The organism is Paraclostridium sp. MRS3W1 (genome assembly GCF_032465715.1).
Lineage (GTDB): Bacteria > Bacillota > Clostridia > Peptostreptococcales > Peptostreptococcaceae > Paraclostridium > Paraclostridium dentum.
The window spans coordinates 25,287-47,961 of the sequence record NZ_JAWDJM010000037.1 but is presented as its reverse complement, the minus strand read 5'-3'; the positions used below and the strand labels follow the sequence as shown (position 1 = coordinate 47,961).

At 27.8% G+C, this 22,675-nt stretch carries 16 protein-coding genes and 1 tRNA gene; 1 reads left to right on the top strand and 16 read right to left on the bottom strand.

The features are described from left to right. Window positions 1-45: 45 nt before the first annotated feature. The 12 genes from RWY47_RS03095 to cspBA form a co-directional block, all read right to left on the bottom strand. Entirely contained in the window at window positions 46-1,050 is a 1,005-nt protein-coding gene (locus RWY47_RS03095; RefSeq protein WP_150842536.1) for a LacI family DNA-binding transcriptional regulator, read from the bottom strand. Between the two features lie 170 nt (window positions 1,051-1,220). Next, window positions 1,221-1,508: a hypothetical protein gene (locus RWY47_RS03090; protein ID WP_206622139.1), complete on the bottom strand. Its 288-nt coding sequence runs from the start codon at window positions 1,506-1,508 to the stop codon at window positions 1,221-1,223. Between the two features lie 129 nt (window positions 1,509-1,637). Continuing rightward, entirely contained in the window at window positions 1,638-1,865 is a 228-nt protein-coding gene (locus RWY47_RS03085; RefSeq protein ID WP_206198392.1) for a hypothetical protein, read from the bottom strand. A gap of 88 nt (window positions 1,866-1,953) precedes the next feature. Beyond that, window positions 1,954-4,074, bottom strand: a complete 2,121-nt coding sequence (locus tag RWY47_RS03080) for a DEAD/DEAH box helicase (protein WP_316030231.1) — start codon at window positions 4,072-4,074, stop codon at window positions 1,954-1,956. Window positions 4,075-4,135: 61 nt separating this feature from the next. Further along, on the bottom strand, window positions 4,136-4,312 hold the full coding sequence (locus RWY47_RS03075; protein ID WP_167402816.1) for a hypothetical protein: 177 nt from the start codon (window positions 4,310-4,312) through the stop codon (window positions 4,136-4,138). Window positions 4,313-4,433: 121 nt separating this feature from the next. Next, window positions 4,434-4,522: transfer RNA gene (locus RWY47_RS03070), tRNA-Ser, on the bottom strand. Window positions 4,523-4,636: 114 nt separating this feature from the next. Beyond that, window positions 4,637-7,861 (bottom strand): ligand-binding sensor domain-containing protein, encoded by a 3,225-nt coding sequence (locus RWY47_RS03065; protein WP_224171084.1) that lies wholly within the window; start codon window positions 7,859-7,861, stop codon window positions 4,637-4,639. A gap of 84 nt (window positions 7,862-7,945) precedes the next feature. After that, the gene (locus RWY47_RS03060; RefSeq protein WP_150842534.1) at window positions 7,946-9,973 is read right to left on the bottom strand and encodes a sensor histidine kinase; all 2,028 of its coding nucleotides are present in this window, start codon (window positions 9,971-9,973) and stop codon (window positions 7,946-7,948) included. Window positions 9,974-10,136: 163 nt separating this feature from the next. Then, window positions 10,137-10,337, bottom strand: coding sequence for a hypothetical protein (locus tag RWY47_RS03055; RefSeq protein WP_053830997.1), 201 nt, complete (start codon window positions 10,335-10,337; stop codon window positions 10,137-10,139). A gap of 153 nt (window positions 10,338-10,490) precedes the next feature. After that, window positions 10,491-11,381 carry a sulfite exporter TauE/SafE family protein gene (locus tag RWY47_RS03050; protein ID WP_035113698.1) on the bottom strand — a complete coding sequence of 297 codons (891 nt, stop codon included), beginning with the start codon at window positions 11,379-11,381 and terminating at the stop codon, window positions 10,491-10,493. A gap of 151 nt (window positions 11,382-11,532) precedes the next feature. Beyond that, window positions 11,533-13,212, bottom strand: coding sequence for a bile acid germinant receptor pseudoprotease CspC (cspC, locus tag RWY47_RS03045; RefSeq protein WP_224171085.1), 1,680 nt, complete (start codon window positions 13,210-13,212; stop codon window positions 11,533-11,535). Window positions 13,213-13,222: 10 nt separating this feature from the next. After that, entirely contained in the window at window positions 13,223-16,465 is a 3,243-nt protein-coding gene (gene cspBA / locus RWY47_RS03040; protein WP_316030232.1) for a bifunctional germination protease/germinant receptor pseudoprotease CspBA, read from the bottom strand. A gap of 219 nt (window positions 16,466-16,684) precedes the next feature. On the opposite strand from cspBA, the gene RWY47_RS03035 reads away from it, so the two are divergent. Beyond that, window positions 16,685-17,140, top strand: a complete 456-nt coding sequence (locus tag RWY47_RS03035) for a staygreen family protein (RefSeq protein WP_168931789.1) — start codon at window positions 16,685-16,687, stop codon at window positions 17,138-17,140. Window positions 17,141-17,194: 54 nt separating this feature from the next. Here the strand turns inward: RWY47_RS03035 and hydF are convergent, their stop codons facing one another. The 4 genes from hydF to RWY47_RS03015 all read right to left on the bottom strand — a co-directional run bounded on the left by hydF (window position 17,195) and on the right by RWY47_RS03015 (window position 22,494). Continuing rightward, window positions 17,195-18,382: a [FeFe] hydrogenase H-cluster maturation GTPase HydF gene (gene hydF / locus RWY47_RS03030; protein WP_150842531.1), complete on the bottom strand. Its 1,188-nt coding sequence runs from the start codon at window positions 18,380-18,382 to the stop codon at window positions 17,195-17,197. Between the two features lie 9 nt (window positions 18,383-18,391). Further along, window positions 18,392-19,768 carry a [FeFe] hydrogenase H-cluster radical SAM maturase HydG gene (gene hydG, locus RWY47_RS03025; RefSeq protein WP_150842530.1) on the bottom strand — a complete coding sequence of 459 codons (1,377 nt, stop codon included), beginning with the start codon at window positions 19,766-19,768 and terminating at the stop codon, window positions 18,392-18,394. Window positions 19,769-19,781: 13 nt separating this feature from the next. Continuing rightward, a complete protein-coding gene (gene hydE / locus RWY47_RS03020; RefSeq protein WP_206622138.1) occupies window positions 19,782-20,834 on the bottom strand; it encodes a [FeFe] hydrogenase H-cluster radical SAM maturase HydE in 1,053 nt (350 codons plus the stop codon). 259 nt (window positions 20,835-21,093) lie between these two features. Continuing rightward, window positions 21,094-22,494 (bottom strand): [FeFe] hydrogenase, group A, encoded by a 1,401-nt coding sequence (locus RWY47_RS03015; RefSeq protein ID WP_224171086.1) that lies wholly within the window; start codon window positions 22,492-22,494, stop codon window positions 21,094-21,096. Window positions 22,495-22,675: the final 181 nt, after the last annotated feature.

Genomic DNA, 22,675 nt, shown 5'->3' with positions numbered 1-22,675 from the left:
ATATATAGAATAGTTTAAGACAACCTTAAACATTCTATATATAATTTATTTAAAAGATTCTCTTTCTATAAACTCTGTATTTACTATGTAGTGGGTATTTACTATGTCTTCATTTTCTAATTTTTCAATAAGCAGTTTTGCAGCATAGTATCCTAGCTCATCTGCATTTATGTCTACAGATGCTAATGGTGGTGTCTGGTATTTTGAAAGTTGGATATTATTAAATCCAACTAATGATATTTTTTCTAATCTTTTTTCATTTAGCAACTGAGACACTCCAAATGCTAATAAATCATCTGTAGTTACAATAGCTGTAACCTCGTGTTTACTTAGCAATTCTTCAGCTCCAACATATCCTGTATTTTCTTTAAAAAATTGTTTATGTATAACTAACTCTTCATCATAATTTAATCCATTCACTTCCAAAGCCATTTTATATCCTTTCAATCTGTCTTTTGACATATTTAAAGTTTTTATAGCTCCTATAAATCCTATTTTTTTATGACCTTTTTGAATAAGCCTATTCACTACATTATACATAGCTTGAAAATTATCGTTATCCACCCACAATACATCTTCTGTTTTTTCGGGCCTTCCGATTGCTACAAAAGGAAATTCTATAGTATTTAAAAACTTAATGCTTTCATCATTTTCATTTACTCTTAGAAGTATAATTCCTTCAATTAAGTTCGTATTAGTAATTTCTTTTATACTTTCAAACTCATTTTTACCATCTTTTGCAAACACATATGTAATATAATAGTTTTTATTTTGTGCATAAATACTCATCCCCTTCATGGCATTTATAAAAAATGGATTTGTAAGTAAGTCATCTGCTTCACTTGGTAAAACTACCCCCAATATTTTTGTTTTGTTATTTGCAAGACTCCTTGCAATTGCATTGGGTTTATAATTTAACCTTTCTACTGCTTCATTGACTTTAGCTTTAGTTTCTTCACTGATTTTAGGATTATTAGACAAAACTCTAGACACGGTAGAAGTTGCAACTCCTGCCTCTTTTGCAACTTCTTTTATAGTTACTTTACTCATACCAAATACCCTCAATATTTTTTATTTTTATATAAATTTTTATCATATTATTTATATTCATGTCTAATTATTATATCATATTTAACTATAACTTCTCTATTCATTATTTTAAATAACAAAAATAACTAAGACTTTATAACATTCATTATAGCCTTAGTTATTTTTATCATTTAGCAAAATATTTCTGCCTCTATACTTATTTTTTTTAACTCTTTATAAATATCACTTATTTCCTTACATCTATAAGTTTTTAAAGCTTTTATTAAAGGAGTATAACAATCACTAATATCATATTGTATGTATTTTCCAAATGTATCTTTTGTAAAAATAACTTCTTGGTCCTCATCTATAAAACTATTTTCCAAAATACTTTCATAATCAAAATTGGATCTTAACACCTCATCAGCCTCTAATAATAATTCATAAGAACTTTTTAGTAATTCCATTTTATTCCCCACTTTTAATTCTCCTTTCTGATTTATATTGTGCTTGATTATTATAACTCATTCTTTTGTCGTTTTATGTAATATCGTGCTAATTCCAATATTTACACAATAAAAGGGAGTATAAAACTCCCTTTAGTGTATCTATTTTCCTTTAATGTTATCTTTAACTTTTTTACCTACATTTACTCCTGTATTTATAGTTTCTTTAGCTATGTTTCCAACTCCATTTAAAACATCTTTTCCTACATTTAATCCTGTATTTATAGTTTCTTTCCCTATATTTCCAGCTCCATTTAAAACTTCTTTACCTACATCTGTTACCGGTTTTGTTACTTTTTTTATATTATCTTCTACCTTCTTTTTTGCCATTTTTTAAACATCTCCCATATTATTGTGTAAGTAGTTTTATCTACTTATACAATAATATGTAGTTTTTTGGCTTTTTGTTACATCACTTCTATTTGAATAATTCTATTAAGTCTTTTTTGCTTAATCCTTTTAAATTCGTAGAATTAGATAAACTATCGTCAATAATATTATCAATCATATCCTTTTTATTTTCTTGTAATAAAATAATCTTTTCCTCTATTGTATCTTTTGATATTAACTTTATCACTTCAACTACATTTTTTTGACCTATCCTATGAGCTCTATCACTTGCTTGATTTTCTACGGCTAAATTCCACCATGGGTCAAAATGTATAACCATATCAGCACTAGTTAAATTTAATCCTGTTCCTCCAGCTTTTAAAGATATTAAAAAAACATTAATATTTTTATTTTCATTAAATTCATTAACTAAATTTATACGATCTTTAGAATTAGTTTTTCCATCTAAATACATAGATTTTATATTCTTATTTTTAAGTTCTTCTTCTATCAATCTTAAAACACTTGTAAACTGAGAAAATAATAATACCTTTCTACCATTTAAAATAGCTTCATTTAAAATTTCTATACAAATATCAATTTTAGAACTTTTACCAGTATAGTCTTTTAGTAAGGTCTTAGGATGAAGACATAATTGTCTCAGTTTAGTTAAATATGAAAATATTGTTATTTTATCATTTTCATATTTAACATTTTCTAATTTTTCTATTACATTTTTATTGTAAATATCATATATTTTCTTTTGTTCCTTATTTAATTCTACAATAAATTTCTTTTCTATTTTGTCTGGTAATTCCTTTACAACTTCTTTTTTTGTTCTTCTTAATATAAAAGGTTTTATTAATTTTTTTAATTTTTTAATATCACCGTCTACAAATTTATTTTGAAACTCCTTTTTATCATATAAATACCCAGGCATTATAAAATCAAATATAGACCAAAGTTCTAATAAGTTATTTTCTAAAGGAGTCCCTGTTAAGGCAAACTTAGCATTAGAGCTAATGCTCTTTATAGATTTAGTTACTATAGCATCTGGATTTTTTATATTTTGCGCTTCATCTATGAACATATAGTCAAATTTTTTGTTTTTATACTTTTCAAAATCATTCCTAATTGTAGAATAAGTAGTTAGAACTACATCATAATCTCTATAATTTTCAATTATTAATTCTCTTGATTTTTTATCCCCATATGCTATTCCTACCTTCAAATTTGAAGCAAACTTATCAATTTCATTTTTCCAGTTATGTATAAGTGATGTAGGTGTTACTACTATATTCTTCGAATTTTTTTGACTACTAATAAACGTAATTGTTTGTAGTGTCTTTCCAAGACCCATTTCATCCGCTAAAATCCCTCCAAAGTTATAGTTACTAATACTATTAAACCAATTAACACCTTCTAATTGATATTCTCTTAATATATTTTTAATATTTTGCGAAATCTCACAATTTATTTTTTCATTAAATCCAGACATTATTTTATCTATGTATTCTTTTCCTGATATAAAATTAAGTTTATTTTCTTTTATATAATTATCTATATATAAAAGTTTACTATTTTCAACTTTAAAATCATCCGCTTCAACTGGAATTCCTAACGTATCAATAAGTTCTAATAATTCCTGTATATCTTTATTATGTAAATCCAAGTATATAGATTCTTTCAATCTATATAGGCGTTTATTTTCTTTGTATGCACTAAATATCTCATTATATCTTTTTCTATTTAGATTTCCTATATTAAAAGAAAATCTCAAATTATTATCTTCATCCAAATCAAACTTATATGTTACTTTAGCCCTAGCATACGATACTTCATTATTAAGTTTATTTTGAGTGCTTTTTATATTGTTCTTCTTGTTTGTAATATCATCTATGCCCTTATAAATAGCTGCAACTATATGCTTACAGACAAATGTATTACTTTCCATACTTTTATTTAACCAATCATTACAATCACAGCTAGTTGAAACTATTCTATTAGTTTTTTCACTTATAGTTATTAAAGAATTATTTTTTTCATTAAACATTTCATTCCCAACTACAGCATAAAAATTTATATTATCATTTTCTTTTTTTATATAGCTCTCACTCACTAAGTTATTTTTGTAAATTGCAACTCCAGAGTTATGTCTATTTTTTTCTGTGTTATTTAAAATAATAGTCTTAATTGTACTTACTTTCATACTTTCACCTACCTTCGATTTTAAAATATATAAGACCTGCATTTACAGGTCTTATATATTTTTATTTATGTTTTTTAGTTTTCTTCTTAATGTTATCCGAATTTAAAGATAAAAATAAATTTGTAAGAGTATTATCTAAATCTCCACTTAAACTATCTATATCATTAAAATTCATATTTTCGTACATTGTTACTTCTTCTATATTTTTCTTAGTGTCATTATTCTCTTTTTTTCTCATATCTATATACCTCTCTTACATTCTTAATTTTAATTATTTTATGTTTTATAATAAAGAATATTCAAATATATAGTTTTATAAATACAAAAAAAGCACCTTAAAGCTCAGGTACTTTTAAAACTGGCGGAGAGGGTGGGATTCGAACCCACGGCCCCTTTCGGAGTCACTGGTTTTCAAGACCAGCTCCTTAAACCACTCGGACACCTCTCCGTATTTCATTAACTTATGTAAATAATATATCATAATTTCATAAACTTGTAAATATTTTTTTGCTTTTTTTTACAAAAATGGCGAATACCTTTTGATATTCACCATTTTAAGAGTTTATATATTTTCACTTTTAGAATTGTATTCATTAGGATTTACAGGAAGTATTATAACAAAATTACTCCCTTTACCAATTTTACTTTCAACATATATTTCACCTTTATGTAACTTAACTATTTGACTAGTTATAGTAAGTCCTAATCCACTTCCACACTTTACCTTGTTATTTTCCTCTAAAACTTGGTTAAACCTATCAAATATAAGCTTATGATATTTTTCCTCTATTCCTACACCTGTATCTAAAACACTTATCATAACTTTTTCTTCTAAATCTTTTATAGTTATAGTTATACTACCACCTTCTGGTGTAAATTTAGCCGCATTTCCTACTAAGTTAACAACACATCTTTCAATTTCATATTTATCACATCTTATAAGCTTTTCTTCTATTTCTGGGTCAATAATTAGTTCAATTCCCTTAGTGCTTACATAATCTTTTAAAGTCAATGCTGTTTCTTCAACTAGATAGACTATATCTGTTTCTTCTAAAGTTACCATGTACATATCATTTTGCAACTTAGCACTATCTACGATATTATTGATTAAATTTAAAAGTCTTTTACAGTTTTTTTGCGACACATCTATATGATGACTTAAATTTTCTTCTTTTATATGTCCATCTTTTTTCAGTAATCCTAAAATCAATTGATTAGTACTACTTATTACATTAAGAGGAGTTCTAAGCTCATGAGATAAGTTAACAAAATAGCTATTCTTATTTTGTTCTAATTTTATATTTCTTTTTAATAAAATATTATTTTTTTCCATCTCTTCTCTTAATCTTAAAGTTTTCTTTTGAACTAATTTATCTAATTTTTTCATCTTACGATTGTGATTAGCTATAAGTCCAAGTCCTATTAATATATATATAATTACTGCATACCAACTTAACCATATTGGAGGTTTTATAGTAAATGTTACATAATTTTCATCACTTACATTTCCACTTGTATCAATAGCTTTAACTCTAAATCTATATTTACCTGGAGGTAAATCATTATAAGTTACATAATTATCTTTTGTTCTAACTGCATCTCCACTACTTCCATCTAAGTTATATTCATATGTTGTATTTTTATAATTTGAGTAATCTGGAGTAAAAAATTTAATAGTTATAGTGTCTGTACTCTCGCTAAATTTCATTTCATTTATATTGTTATATTCCTTGTTGTTTACAATAAACGTATCAAATAATATTTTAGGCTTTTTATCTGATTTTATAATTTTTTCTGGAAAAAATGAGTTCAACCCATTTACGCCCCCAAAGAAAAGTTCTCCACTCTTACTTTTGTATGCTGCATTTCCATTAAATTCATTCCCTTGAAGTCCATCTGTTACACTAAAATTTTGTACTTTATTATTTAAACTATTGATTTTTGATATTCCTTTATTAGTACTTATCCATACATCATCTTCATCATCTACTAAAACACCATAAATAGTATTATTAGCTATACCATCTTTAGTAGTATATCTTTCAAATTTTTCAGTCTCTTTATCAAATTTGTTTAATCCATAGCTAGTTCCTATCCAAATATTTCCGTGACTGTCTTCATTTATATATCTTATGTAGTTATTACTTAAGCTATATTTATCTTGCTTATTATTTTTATAAATCTTTATAGTTTTGTTTTTAGGGTCTATTTTACACAAACCATCATCTCTTAAAAATCCTAAGTAATAATTCCCTTCGCTATCTTCAAATATAGATCTTACATATTTATTTTTATCTTGACCCTTATTTATGTACTTATTTATATCTATAAATTTTTTTGTTTTAGTATCTAATATGCTAACTCCATCTGCAGTCCCCATCCACAAGTAACCTTTGCTATCTAGCAAAATATCTTTTATTCTATCATTAACTAATCCATCTACTACTCCATAATGACTTATCTCATTGTTAGACTTGTTTACTTCTATAAGACCTCCGTCAGTAGCTATATATATTTGATTTCCTTTTCCAGTTATGTCATTTACAGAATCATTTATAAATTTTTTTTCTGTTTTAGTGTTTAAATATACAGATTTATTCCTTTTTTTATCTATTATGTTTACACCTTTTGAATTTGTACCTACCCACAAATTCCCATCCCTATCTTCATATATACCATGAACTATATTTTCGCTCAACAAATAATCTTTATCTTGGCCTGCCTTATAATGTTTGATTTTACTTTCAGTATCAAACACACTTAAACCAGCATATGTACCTACCCATATAAGACCATTGCTGTCTTCCATTAAACTCTTAACATCATTGTTAACTAAACTATTTTTATCATATATTTTATGAGTGTATACCTCAAAATTATCGTCTTTCTCGTTATAAAGTGCAAGTCCCTTAGATGTTCCAATCCACAAGTTACCTTTGCTATCTTTTTTTATTGCTCCAATTGAGTAGCAAGGAATTGAATTTTCATCAAAAGGATCACATTTATAGTTGGTTATTTCATTTGTTTTAATATTTACCTTGTATAGACCTGAGTTTGCACTTCCAACCCATGTATATCCAGCTTCATAATCACAAAAAACATTATAAATTTCGTTTTTGCTCATATCATTCTTATCTATATTAAAATTTTTAATAACTTTAAAATCTTTAGATATTTTACTAACTCCTAACTTCGTTCCTAACCAAAAGTTACCTTCTTTATCTTCATCAATACAATATATAAACTGACTTATTAAATCATTTTTTTTAGACAAAACTCTATCAAATCTGTCTTTTTTAGAATTGTATATGTTTAATCCATCATCTGTTGTAACTAATATTTTATTATCTTTTGTAATTAGTATATCCGTTGCGTTTCCACTTGAAATCAAATTATTTTCCTTTAAATAATTTGTAAACTTTCCATTTTTTTGATCTAATTTATTTACACCATCTATAGTAGCTATCCATATATTTTCATCTTTATCTTCATTTATATCTGTTATAAAGTTATTGCTAATACTATTTTCATCTTCTTCATAATTATAAACTTTAAAATCATATCCATTAAATTTATTTAATCCATCATTTGTACCTAACCACACATACCCTTTACTATCTTGAAAAATAGATTCTATGGTTGTTTGGCTTATGCCTTGATCTATATTAAAATCATTAAATGTTATATTATTACTATTTGCATTTATATTTAATGTTGAATATACAAATAGTAACATATTAAGTAATACAAATATATTAAATTTATTAAATAAACTAATTTTCCCCATATACTTTCCTTTCAAAGCCGTTAATAGAATTTATATTTAATATTATATACTAAGCCCCTTATTTTAACAATATTCACCAAAATTTTAATATAACTCATATATATCAGAAAGTTCTAATTCAATCTTTTGAACATCTACCTTGTAATCTTTTGTCTCATCTTCAATAATATCTCCTAATAACTTTTTATTAGGTAATAAAATTTCAAATTCTGCTCCATTTTTTCCATCACTTTCTAAGTATATCTCACCTTCGTTTAGCTCAACCATAGCTTTTACAATACTTAATCCAATTCCGCTTCCTTCATTCATTCTTGTCAAAGATTTGTCTGCTTGTACAAATCTTTCAAATATTAAATCTTGCATATGTATAGGTATTCCAACACCATCATCTTTTACAATTATTTGAACCCATTCCTTATTTATATGTATATTCACAAATATATTGCCATTTGGCTTTGTAAACTTTATAGCATTAGATACTAAATTTAAAATTGCTCTTTCTATCATTTCTGGATCACATTTTATAATATTTTCTTCTTCATCTGTGTCAAAGACTATATTTATTCCCTTTTGTTTAGCATATATTACAACTGACATAGTTATTTCTTCAATTAACCTTACTATATCACAATTTTTCATATTTGGCTTTGTGTATCCAACATCAATTTTGGTTATGTCAACCATATTATTTATAAGTCTTAACATTCTCTGACAATTAGTCTTTAAACTTTGTCTATATGTAGAATAGACTTTTCTAAAATCAGCTTCATCATCATATGATTTAACATCTAGCAATTGAGTTGTTGAATAAAATATATTTAAAGGAGTTCTTAATTCATGACTTATATTAGCAAAAAATTCATTTTTTAACTTCTCATGATCTTTGATTTTTTCATATTCTGATATGTATTTTTCCATTCTATGTTCTTCGGTTATATCATTAAATGTAACTACTAATTTAGCAGTTTCTCCATGTTCATCAATTCCTTTTAAACTTGAATCTATAATTTTTTGAATTCCACAATCAATAATATTTCTACCATCATTTATTTCAATTTTTCCACTCCAGCATCCATCTTCTTTGACACTATCTTCTATAGTTTTCATAATGTCTTTATCTATAGTAGACATAACAAGTTCAATTCTTTGGGTTAATGCAGAGTTTTTATAATCATCATTTCCAAAGAAATAGTTTTTTGTTTTTTTATTAGAATAAATTATATTTCCATCCATATTACTTATAAATATACAGCTCGCTTTATTTTCTTCTACAAGATTATAAAATATTTTTTTCTCTTCTTCTAATTCTTTCTTTTTCTTTATACTTATAGTTGTTTCTAAGAACAAGCCTACTATAAGTACTATAAAAGCCATATATGATATTGATATTGATATAAATTTAATTTCTATTATAGGTATTCTTGCTCCCACTATAGCATAGAATGCCTTAACTAAAAACATCAATATACTCGCTCCAATAACGGAATATGTATAGTCTCTTTCTTTTATACTCTTTTTGAATAAAATAGTACTGGTTATACTATAAACAAAAATTAACATAAGATTATAAAGAATAAAAAAATCTGTTTCTTTCCTTATTGGAAATATAATACTTTTGCTTTCTAAATATCCAAATATTGTTGCACTTAAAACAACTATCAATATAGAATAAATCTTATTTTCTATAATAAACTTTCTTACCTTTTTTAAAGGTAATGTTGCTATTAAAATTATAGATATTCTCATTAATGAAGTAGATATAGCTATATACCCCTTCATGCTTATAATAGTATTTTGTAAAGTTAAATTATCAAATACCCCTAAAGTTATATCTATTACAAATATCATATACATCAGAGAAACTATAAATAGCTCTTCTTTTTTTGTACTATTATAACATAGTATGCAACTTACTGTAGCCAAAAAAGCTAAGACTATATTAAAGATTCTTATAAAGTCTTCTGGCTTTATCATCAAAATTAAATTATATTTGAATATGTATATTAAACTTAATATATAAAATACAACTAAAAAAGCTGATATGCCGATTGTCAATATGGTGGCTAATTTATTACTAGCCTCAAACTTTTTACTTTTACTAATTCCTAACATATTTCTCTCCCCTAATTTTAATCAATACACACTATAACATGTTTTCATAGTGAGGTCTATCATTTCGACAATAAAAGACAGACTATTACATAACAGCCTGCCTCTTTAAATAAATTATTTATCCCCCTATTTTAAATTTTGTCTATTTATATAAATTTATAATCTATTTTTCGCCCCTGTTTTTTCGTAATAATTCTTTTACTTCATCACTATTTGGGTGCACAAATGAATATGGAGTATCATCTGATAGTTCCTCTATCACTCCACCTGTAAATAAATCTTCATATGGAGTTTTTTTAGGTATAAATAAATTTTCATATAAATTACCTTCAAATGGTACACGTTCTTTGTCTTCTCTTTTCATAGTTTTTCCTCTTTCTTGCTTAAAGTTTGTTGTTAATTATTCTGCTCATATTATTAATATATATAACTAATACCCACTATTTTAATTTTTTAAATAAAAAAATCATAAAACTTAAGTTACTTAAGTTTTATGATTTTAAAATTCAAATTTATATTAACTTACTTGTTCAAGTTCTAAAGTTTCATCTTTACTAAGCCCTGCTTTAAACATAGTTACAGCAGTATAACTTACAACAGCTACTACTAACCATTTTAACCAATATACTGGCATATTTGTAACAAATAGCAATGCTAATATAGATCCAACTACTCCCCCTATAGTTATCCCCATAGATATTTCTCTCTCATAAGCTTGTTCTTTTACAAACTTTGTACTAGCTATTGGTCCTACAAATGCACAGGCTCCCATCATTATAGGGAATGCAGCCTTAGGGTTCATACCAAGTAATGCAACCATTGCCATACATGGTGCATATAATCCTATACCTGCTGTCATAAGAGCTCCTAAAATAAAGTTTCCTACTATACCTATAACTAATTTTGATCCACTAAGACTCATAGCATCTCCTCCAGCTGGCATTAATCCAACTTGTCCTAGTATTATCAGTATAGCAGTTCCAACTAATGCTACCCCCATAGTTAATTGTACCTTTTTTTCTGGTAATTTGGATATAATTCCAGCTCCAATCCAAGATCCTGCTACCGCTGCTATAATCATACTAACTAATGTAACTAAATCAACACTTATCGAATTTAACGACATAAAAGCTTGTACTATCATAGGCAGTGCATGTGCAACATTTAACGTTCCTGGTAATAGTTTGTCTGGAATGTTAATGTGTTTATTTAACTTTAATATTCCTGTAGTTGTTGCAAAAGATCCTACCCCTATAGCATCTAAAAAGTCAGTTATAAATCCTATAAATATACCTGTCTTAAATATTTTATTTTTACTTTTATCCCTATGTTGTTTAAAGTCTTTTACATAGACTGTTGAAAACCCAGCTGTTATAACTGCTAGTAATCCTAAAATTGCATTTAACATCTTTTTTCTCCCTTTTTATAAAAATTTATTATGACCTGTCAGATTATAACACATCTAGGATAACATTTTCCACATTTTTTTTACTTTTATCTAAATTTTTTTATTACAATAAAAATAAGAAAGGTGAACGTTCGCTCGTATACACCTTTCTTTATAAATTCCTAGCAATTTGTCTAAAAGTATCTCTGAGATTAAAAATTCCATAACCCTGTGAAATATTTGGGTATGTGTATATTTCTTGTCTAGTTGCGCCTATCATTAAATAAGTTCTTAAAGGCTCTGTAAAAAGAGATAGTTTAGGTACTCTGCTCTCTTCTTCTAAATATTGCATTATAAGTGCTAATGCTCCACATACAATTGAACTACTTACTCCAGTTCCAGTAGCTGTGTTATATTCATTGTAGTTAAATGTTGATATTATATCAACACCCGGTGCTATTATATCCGGTCTAACTCTACTTCCACTTAAATTTCCCTTTGATGATCCTATCCATAAACTATTAGTTTTATCATTATACGTCCCAATAGTTATAACTGAACTTGCAAGCCCTAATTTAGTTATAGTTGCGTTAGACTTTGAATCTGTAAATCTAGTAGTTTTATCTATTAATGCTTTATTCGGTAAATATACATCAAAATCTCCATGGATAATAAATTCAGGGCTTAACCTTAAGGTCCAAATCCCAGGCTTTATATCCATTAAGTTAATTTCAATTCTTTGGTCTCCTGATTCTAACCAAGGAAATTTATTTAAAACAATATAAGATGTTTTTTCTATATAAAATCTGCCTCTATAAATCCTATCATCTGGTGCATATCTTATTATTTGGCTAATATCACCTGATGGAGATATTAATTGTAAATAAAACTTATCTGGTCCCTTGCCTCTTATTACTATATCTAAATTGGTATTATTCCCATTTTGTATTAATACATCTTTATATGAATCTACATCTTTTAATGTTCCAGCAAAGTGTATATCTGTGTTTCCTTCATTCCCAGCTCCACTAACCAAAACAATACCTGATTTCTCTAGTATTCCATAACTCTCAATTATAGCAGCTTCTATATTTATAGATGCTATTGTTCCTACTGTAAAATTTACTATTAAAGGCTTATTTTCTTTAATTGATATATTAAAAGCATAAGTTAATGCCGCGACAAAATCAGACATTTCATAACTTATTTTTCCTTTATAATATACATCTTTATATTCTCTTAATTTTACAACTATTAAATCTACACCTCTTGCAATTCCTCTATATTCTCTGTTTATATTCCCTTGACCGGCTATGATTCCACAAGCCATAGTACCTGTTCCCATATTATCCTTACTCAAACTGTTATCTTGATTTTGTATAGCTTTATTTATTTCTTCTCTATTGAATTCACTACCAAATATCATTCCTTCTGGAGGTTTTTTACTATTATTTTCTTGATCCCATAAATATAATATTTTACTGCTATTATTATCGTCTATTAGATCTTTGTGTAAATAATCCACTCCAGAATCTATTACTGCAACCAAAATATTTTCTCCTGAAACATTTAAATATGGATTACTTTCTACATAATCACCTCCAACTGCTGAAAGTACCGATTCTCCATTACTTAAATTGTTATTTACTTCTATTAGCGATGTCATTGGTTGTGATTTTTGCCACCATTCTATATTTCTAATAGTATCAAGAATTTCTGCCTGAAAATCCAATGGAACATATATAGCTGCTAATTCATCATTTAAAATTACATATTTATCTATATTATTTTCTTCAAATGATTTTTTTATATCACCAGTATAAAGTATAAAAAAAGACTTTTCATCAATCACATAACCCCTCCTACTTTAATTGCTCAAACATACCTCTAAAATCCAAAATACCATATCCAGACGTAGTATTTGGATATTCAACACTTTTAAGCCTAGTTGCACCACCTTGCATATAAGTCCTAACTTTTTGCATAAAGCCTTTATTTCTGTAAAAATCTTCAGCTATAGTATACTGGTAAAATAGTGATACCACTCCAGAAGCATGTGCCCCAGCAGCCGAACTTCCAGTAACAGTAGCATATGTATTTTTAGGATATGGAGCTATTATATTTACTCCAGGAGCAACTACATCAGGCTTCATTGTATCTGTAATATTAGGTCCTCTTGATGATGCTGGCCATATACTTTTGTTAGTGGAATCATACGTCCCAATAGTTATTACATCATCTCTGACAGCTAAATAATTTATAGTGTATGCTGGATTTGATTCTTTAAATTTAGTTCCAGGATTTAAAAAAACCCTATTCGGTAAATATATATTATATAGTCCACTAGATATATAAGCTCCTTCTAACCTTAACTTCCAAATCCCTTTTTTAGCATTTTTTAATGTTACCGTAGTATGTTCTTGCCCTGAGTAGCTAGTTGGATATGAATATCTTATAAGATATTGAGTATTTTCTAAATCAAATATGCCTTTAACCTCGTCATAATTTGATAAATCAACAATTTTACTTTCCTCTCCACTTGGAGATATAACTATTAGATTTATCCTGTCTGGTCTACTCATCCAAATTTCCACGATTAGATTTTTTTCATCTTCTACTATCTCTAATTCTATATCTACTATCTCTCCTGATCTATTAATATGACCTGAGATATGAGTTTGTGTATTTCCTTCATTTCCTGCTGCCGCTACTATAGATATTCCATTAGAAAAATATGTTTTTTTAGGTTTTGTATTGCTTGCATAACCAGCTAGTAAATTACTTCCCATAGATACATTTATTATAGTTGGAGTTTGCGTGTTCTTTGCAATCTCATATACATATGAAATTGCAGTTTCTAACATAGCACTTGTATAAAATCCATTCACTTTAGCTAATTTAACAACCACAAGCTCTGCTTCTGGTGCAATACCTTCATATTCTTTCTTTATACTTCCAAGCCCTGCACATATTCCGCTAATCATAGTCCCGTGTCCTTCTTCATCTTGAGATAAGCTACTGTCATTTTCATTTATAGCTTTATTAATATCTTCTCTAGTATACTCAGTTCCTATGAAAAATCCATTTGGAGGTTTTCCATCTTTACTTTGATCCCATAAATATCTTATTTTACTCGTACCATCTGGGTAAATGAAATCTTTATGTAGATAATCTATACCAGTATCTATTATTCCTATTAAAGTTCCCGATCCAAGTAATGTTAAATTTGGGTTTGTTTTAAAAAAGTTAACACCTATATCTTCTTTAGCTGTTACCCCATTTTCAGTTCCTCTAGTTATTTGTCCTAGTGGAGTTATAGGTACAACATTTTCTATTATATATACAGATGCGAACCTTAATATAGCTTCTATATATTCTCTCTTTAAACTGTCAAAGAACATTAATGTGTATGTCTCACTTAAATTAATTAAGCTATATGGATATGGAAAATTAGCTATTTCTCTATTAAATTCAGGTGAATGTGTAACTAATATAGCTTCTGATATATTATCTTCTAATCTATAGTTTCCATTTTCATCTAAACTTCTAGATAAATATTGTAAATCTAAATTATTTAAATTCAAAAGCCCATACCCATAAGAAGAATTTGGGTACACTCTATTATCACTCCTTTTTGCACTCCTATTTATCATTGATTTAGTTTTTTGAGAATATAAAAATGGGTCATTACCTTCTACTATGCCCCATTGCATCAAAAGACAACATACTCCTGTTACATGAGGTGTAGCCATGCTAGTTCCTGTTAAAGCGCCTATGCTTCCTCCTGGAAGGTATGAAAGTATATCCTCCCCTGGAGCAAGTACATCCGGTTTATATACTCCATTTGCAAAATCTCCTTCTCCAGAAAATGATGATCTTACATCAGTTCTAGAATTGAAACTTCCCACTGTTATAACTTGACTTGCTGTACCTGGTACAGTTACTGTTAAAATTTCACTAGGCTCTAAAAACCTAGTATCCTTTGATAACCCTTCAGCTGTAGGTAAATATATATCTATAGTTCCTTCCACTATATCTTTCGGTCTAAAAACTAGAGTCCATATTCCCGGAGTAATTTGAAGAGCAGAACTCATTTGTATTGTAACTCTTCTTAATAGTGAATAGGGTGGTATTTCATAGAACACTCCATTTATAGTAGTTGTTCCTAATCTATTATTTATGTTGGGATTTTGTTGAGAAAGCTCCTGTGAATTTCTATTTGATGGATTTCTCAATAATACAGAAAATTCATCCACATAATTTGGCCAAATATTTAAATTCAAAATTTTTTCGTTTTCACCTACAACAAACTCAACCTCTTGTGATTCTCCATTTTTTAATTGAATCCTTTTATGACTTCCTTTTGATGCATTATTGCCTGCAGCTACAACTATATTGTTTTTCCAAAACAAACTCATATCATCAATATATCTTTCAAATAATGATAATCCCTTATGAGATCCTTCATTACTTCCATAACTAATATTAATAGCAACAGGCATTTTCAATTCTAAAGATATATCCAGTATAAATTTTATAGCTCTCATAAATTCAGTACTTTTTGAAAATGTATCTACTTGTCTCCTCCCAACTCTAACCGCAATTATACTTGCTTTATTTGCAATACTTGCTGCAATTCCTGCAACGTGAGTTCCATGCACGCTCGTAGTTTGTACAGGAGCTTCATTTATATTTTCAGATGTATATACAGTTCCATGGTTAAATCCATTAGGCGGTTTCCCATCGATTGACTGATCCCAATAATATAATATTTTTGATCTTCCATCTTCAAATTTAAATATTGGAAGAGTGTGATCTATACCAGAATCTATGATTCCTAAAATGGTACCATCTCCATTTAAATTATTATTATTTTTAAATGAAGTTATGCCTGTACTTGAAAAACTTTGTATATCTTGAGCTTCTAGTATAAATGGTTTTTCTATATATTCAATTTCAGGATAATCAATTAATCTATCTAAATCTGCTTGGCTAGTTGACGTTATTATAGCGTATGTTGGGCTTAAAATTTCTATAAATACATTTAATTCATTTTCTAGTCGCTTTACATCTGAGTTATATTTAACTATAACTTCATATTCTATATTAATCCCTCCTAACCATATGCTAAAAATTTTTATTCACTAATAATATATTACTTAACCTTATATATGTATGTATATTATTATTAAGTATTAATATATAATTTTTAATTTTTTAATATATATTAATTTTTATCTTTTCCTTTCATATTCATACTTTTATCACATTTTTTATCTTTCTAAATATAATAAATTACATAAATATTTGAGGATGTGATTTTAATGGTTGATTTTAATTATGCAAATGTTAATGTTATAATCAGAGAACCTTATACAAGTACCGAACCAATTCGCTTTAGAAAATACACAGTAGAACACAACGATAATTCTAAAGTAATTGATGTAATTATAGGTCCTGAGTTTGAAGACCTTGACCTTAGTACAGTAAGTACTGATATAATCTATGGTCAATGGTTTTGGTTCGTTCAGGATATATATCAACTGAACTTATTTGCCTTTATTGGTGATTATGACTTTTCGACTTCTAAAGAAAGATATGACCAATTTTTAGCTAAAATGCCTCTAACAATTAGTTCAATTGTTAATGGAGATATTGAATTTTTAAATAATAGACCTATACTTAAAAATACACCTATTTTTGTAAGATTTATATCCACATATCCAGATTTTAATAAAATAACTTCTTATGGTGTAATTAGACAGTATATACAAGATTAATATATTTAAGCGTAAAAAATGGTGAGCATTATTTTATATAAGCTCACCATTTTTTTATTTAAATATACTTACAGATCTATCTAATATCCCGGTAAAATAAGCTATAACCATACCATAATTAGTTATAGGTATATTTTTTTCTTTGCAAGTATTTATTTTATTTACTACACTCTTCCTATTTACCATGCATGCTCCACAATGAATTATTAGGTCATACTCTTCTATACTTTCATCAAAATCATATCCAACTTTATATTCTATATTAATATCTCCGCCAGCTATTTTTTTAAGCATTCTAGGTATTTTTACTCTTCCTATATCTTCATGAGATACATTATGTGTACAGCTTTCACATATAAGAACTTTATCGTTTGGCTTTAACGTATCTAGTTTTTTTGTACCTTCTAAAAACTCACTCAACTCACCTTTTTGTCTTGCAAATAATATCGAAAAGCTAGTTAAGTTCATTTCTTTAGGAATTATGGATTCAACTTCTTTAAAAGCTTGAGAATCTGTTATAACAAGATCTATATCATGTAATTCATTAATAGCATCATTTAGTTCTGTATCTCTTACTACATAAGTTTTTATACCATGATCTAAACAATCCCTTATAACTTGAACTTGAGGAAGAATTATCCTTCCCTTTGGAGCCTCAGAATCTATAGGTACTACTAAAACTACTTTAGATCCATATGGAAGTAAGTCTCCAACTATAGGTTTATCCTCTTCTTCTTGCTCTAAGTTTTTTATAAGTTCTTCTTTTAAAGTTTCTATACCTTCATTGTTTTTTACAGAAGTAAAAATAACAGCATTGAACAATTTTTTAATAATACTTATTTCTTCTTCAGTTAATAAATCTATTTTATTTACAACAACTATATGTTTTACATTATATTTAGTAGATTCTTTTTTCCAAACTTTATAAGTGTCAAAATCTATATGCTTTCCATCTACTACATATATAGCAAAATCTAATCTTTTTAAATATTCATAGCTTTTTTTAATTCTAACTGATCCAAGTTCACTTTTATCTTCAAGTCCTGCTGTATCTATCAAAAGTATAGGCCCAAATGGTATTAATTCCATAGCTTTTTGAACTGGGTCTGTAGTTGTTCCTTCTACACTAGATACTAATGATACCTCTTGACCTAAAAGTTTATTCATAAGTGAAGATTTTCCACTATTAGTGTTTCCATATATTCCTATATGTTTTCTATTTGCATTTGGAGTAATGTTCATATATACCTCCTATAAGTAGAAATCTCTTTCTCCTTTTTTCATTTTTTCCATACTCTCTTTAGTTCTTTCTTTTATATCTTCTCTTTCAATATTTTCTACTTCCGTGCTTATAATTGCTTGCGCTTTATCATATAGCTCTTTGTCTCCATAATCTAATGTAAATTCAAGCAATGTCATTAATGCATTAGGCTCACAAACATATTTAATGTTTCCTGATTTAGCAAGTTGCATAAATCTATCTCCAGTTCTTCCCTTTCTATAACAAGCAGTACAGTAGCTTGGTATGTATCCATCACTTAAAAGTTCTTTTAATATCTCTATTGGACTTCTCTCATCGTTTGTTTTAAATTGTTTACTCTCTTTTCCTTCTTCTCTATCCTTATATCCTCCAACTCCAGTTGATGATCCTGCTGAAATTTGACTAACTCCATAACGTAATAACTCTTTTCTCATAGCTGCAGTTTCTCTAGTTGATAATATAAGACCTGTAAATGGTACTGCTATTCTAAGTATTGCAACAATCTTTTTAAACATATTATCATCTAATAAGTTTGGGTAATTTTCAAGAGTAACCCCTGTTGCTTCTTGAAGTCTTGGAACTGATATTGTGTGGAATCCAACTCCAAATTTTTCTTCTAAGTGAGCATTATGCATCATAAGTGCTAAGACTTCAAATCTTGGATCTGCTAGTCCAAATAGTACCCCTGCTCCTACATCATCAATTCCTGCTTCCATAGCTCTATCAAATGAAGTTAAATGATAGTTATAATCCCCCTTTAATGATTTCGGGTGCATATTATCATAAGTCGGCTTATGATATGTTTCTTGGAATAATATATATGTTCCTATCCCTTTTTCATGTAATGCTTTATAATTTTCTACAGTTGTAGCTGCTATATTTACATTAACTCTTCTTATTTCCCCATTTGCATTTTGAGTTTTATATATAGTATCTAGACATTCCAAAACATAATCAATAGGAGCATTTACTGGATCTTCCCCTAATTCAAGTGCTAATCTTTTATGTCCCATTTGTTCTAAAATTCTAACTTCTTCTGCAACTTCATCCATAGTTAATCTTCTTCTACAGAACTCATTGTCTCTTCTATATCCACAGTAAACGCAGTTATTTACACAGTAATCACTTACATAAAGAGGTGCAAATACAACTATTCGTTTCCCATATATATCTCTTTTTATCTCACCTGCTAAAGAATATATTTCTGATAAATCTTTTTCATCTTCTGCTTGTAATAAAATAGCTATATCTTTATATGATAATCCTTCTCTTTTTTTTGCTCTACTTAAAACGTCTTTAATTTCTTCATTTGATGGATTTTTAGTTTCTTCTAATATATTATATATTTCTTCATGATTTATAAACATAATACAATCTCCTTTATTCTTTAATAAATTCAGGATTATCTCCTCTACTCACTTCTATCTCAAATCCAGCTTCATTTATCTTTTTTTCTATCATAACGCGATATTCTGCATCTTCATCTAATATATATGCTTTATTATCATATAAAGAGTATTTTTCTCTTACAGACATAGGCGATAAATTTGGCATTATTACATTTCCACCAGCCTTTAATCCTTCTTCTCTACCATGTTTATCAATGCTAGAAAGTGCAGTAGTTGCTGGTAATAGTACATTTGGTAGTAATAATCTTACTATACTTAAACATATAACTGTTGTTTCTAAACTGCCATGTTCATAATCTTTAAGAGGTGTATCTTTATGTGGTATAAAAGGTCCTATTCCACACATTGCTGGTTCAAATTCTTTTACAAATCTCAAATCATTTACTAAATCTGAATTAGTCTGATTTGGAATCCCAACCATAAATCCTGCTCCAGATTGATACCCTATTTCCTTTAAACTCTTCAAACAATTTCTACGTTTTTCAAAAGGTTCTCCTGGATGTATGCTTTCATATAGATCTTTACTAGCACTTTCATGTCTTAATAGGTATCTATCAGCACCTGCATCATATAGTTTTTTATACGATTCATAGCTTCTTTCTCCTAATGATAAAGTTATTGCATTATGTGGAAATTCACTTTTTATAGCCTTAATAATTTCTATAATTTTTTCATCTGTAAAATATGCATCTTCTCCACCTTGTAATACAAATGTTTTATACCCTAATTTATCACCTTTTCGCACACATTCAAGCACTTCATCTAAGTTTAATCTATATCTTTGCGCTTTTTTGTTGTGTCTTCTTAGTCCGCAATATAGGCAATCTTTTTGACAGAAACTTGTTAGCTCTATAAGACCTCTCATGTAAACTTTATTTCCATAGTATTTCATTCTAGTTTCATGAGCTCTTTTCATTAGCAGCTTCTTTGATTCATTATCTATATTATCTAATAAATACAATAATTCTTCTTTAGTCGCATCATTAGTTTCATATAGTTTTTCTATAATCGCTTTAACATCCATAAATTCACCTCAATTTTAATTATTATAAAATCAATATCCAAACATAATATTTAAGATGAGTGTTTTATCTTAAATACTATATTTAAACATCAATTCCTCTAATATTAAAACTATTTATAATGTTGTGATATTATCTGATTAAATTTTTACTTATAACCAAATAATACCACAATTTTCACTTTATTGTTCTTCTATTTTATAAGGCAAAGTTGTAATATTACTTATGTGCACTTAGACAAGTAATATTACAACGACTCTCTTATCCTATATCACTTACATTGTTATCTTCTTTTAATCCTAGCATATCATGTTTAGATTCAAAAGTAGTGTGTAAAAGTTCATGTGATAAATGTGATAAAGGTTGCTTAAAGAATTCCTTATATACATTTATTACATCTGGATTTTCATAACTACATTTTACAGCTATATGCTTATCTTTGTCGTATAATCCCTCTATACGTTTTAATCTCATTTCATTTGATATTCTAGCTTTCATTTTAGGTTGACCAGCTCCACCGATACATCCACCTTTACAAGTCATAACTTCTATAAAATCATATTCAACTTCACCTGATTTTAATTTTTCTATTAAAGTTCTAACATTTGCAGTACCTTGAACAGCAGCTAATCTTAAAGTAGTATCTCCTATAGTAAGTGTTGCTTCTTTTACATCTTCAAGCCCTCTAACTGGATTAAAATGTAATAATTCTTTATGCGGATTCTCATCAGTAAGTATATTGTATACAGTTCTGACCGCAGCTTCCATAACTCCTCCACTATTACCAAAGATTATACCAGCTCCACTACCAAGACCTAATATATTATCAAATTTAGATCCTTCTAAAGCATTAAAATCTATTTCTTCATCTCTTAACAATTGTGCAAGTTCCTTAGTTGTTAATATTATATCATTATCTCGCATATTTTCAGACTTATTGTACTTAGCTGAAGCATTCATCTCAGGTCTATCAATTTCATATTTTTTAGCAGTACAAGGAGTTATAGTAACATTTACTATTTTTTCTGGGTCTATATTAGCTTTTTGTGCAAAGTAAGTTTTTATAACAGCTCCTTGTATCCCTATTGGACTCTTTGTTGTTGATAAATTAGGTATTAATTCTGGGTAAAAAGTTTCTGCAAATTTAACCCATGATGGACAGCAACTTGTAAATTGTGGAGTTTTACCTTTTCCATTTTTTATACGGCTTACTAACTCATTAGCCTCTTCCATTATAGTCATATCTGCACCAAATGTTACGTCAAATACATAGTCTCCACCTAATTTTCTTAAGGCATCAACCATTTTATCTTCTACATAAGCGCCTTCTTCTAAATTAAATTCTTCTCCAAGTGCAACTCTAACAGCTGGAGCTGTACTGAATATAACAATTTTTTCAGGATCATTTATAGCTTCTTTAACTCTATCTACATCAATAACTTGAGTTATGGCTTTTTTAGGACAAGCTTGCACACACTGACCACAGTTTATACATATAGCTATGTCACCAGTCTTTTCTAAATCAAAATATCCATTAACTCCAATTTCATTTTCACATACTCTTTTGCATAATCCACATTTTATACATTTATCAAAGTCAATTTGTATAGATGGGTTGTCTACTTCTATTGGAACTACCTTTTCTGTAAATAAGTGTTTCATATTAAATCTCCTTTAGTGTTTGTTTGATTCATAAAGTAAAATATTAAATTAACTTTAACTTAATTGCATATTTCGACAATTAAACAGTTACTAGAGTTTATACCCAAAAAAATTAACTTCTATCATATTTTTTATTATAATTTAGTAAAAAAATACCGTCTATCCCTAAACATTTTGGAAT